The organism is Clostridium thermobutyricum DSM 4928 (genome assembly GCF_002050515.1).
Lineage (GTDB): Bacteria > Bacillota > Clostridia > Clostridiales > Clostridiaceae > Clostridium > Clostridium thermobutyricum.
The window spans coordinates 1-662 of the sequence record NZ_LTAY01000016.1; the positions used below are offsets into that span (position 1 = coordinate 1).

Consider the following 662-nt stretch of genomic DNA (forward strand, 5'->3'; position numbering starts at 1 on the left):
TTATGTTTTGAATATTTGAAACATCAGTTGAATTTATAACTATAGATTGAGTGTTTTCATTTAATTTATAACCTTGTGGTGCTTTAGTTTCTTTAATTGTGTAAGTTCCCCATTGTAAATTATCTAAACTTGCAACTCCATCTTTGTTTGTTGTCACAATTTTATTAAAACCATTTGATCCTGTTACATCAAATTCTGCACCTTCAAGTTTTACTCCATTCTTTCCTGTTTTAGTTATATTTAACTTACCTAAAACTTGAGTATCATTAAATGTTAAATATTGTATTTGACCAACACTTGCATTTGTTACTTGAACAGTTTGAACTTCATTATTTAAGTTATATCCTTCTGGAGCTTTAGTTTCTTGAACTTTATAAGTTCCCCATTGTAAATTTTCTAAACTTGCAACTCCATCTTTATCTGTTGTTACAATTTTATTAAATCCATTTGGTCCTATAACTTTAAATTCTGCTCCAGATAATCTAGACCCATTTACTCCAGTTTTAAATATACTTAACTGACCTAAAATTTGTGAATCATTAAATACTAAACTTTGTAATTGTGAAACATCTTCTGAATTAATCTTTATACTTTCAACCTCATTACTTAGTTTATATCCAATTGGTGCTTTAGTTTCTTGTACTTTATAAGTTCCCCATTGT

The 662-nt window shown here is 27.6% G+C and carries 1 protein-coding gene; it reads right to left on the minus strand.

Annotation, left to right across the window (positions count from 1 at the left end; genetic code table 11):
* Positions 1-662: MSCRAMM family protein (locus CLTHE_RS16615; protein ID WP_278320277.1), on the minus strand; the 662-nt coding region annotated here is incomplete at both ends.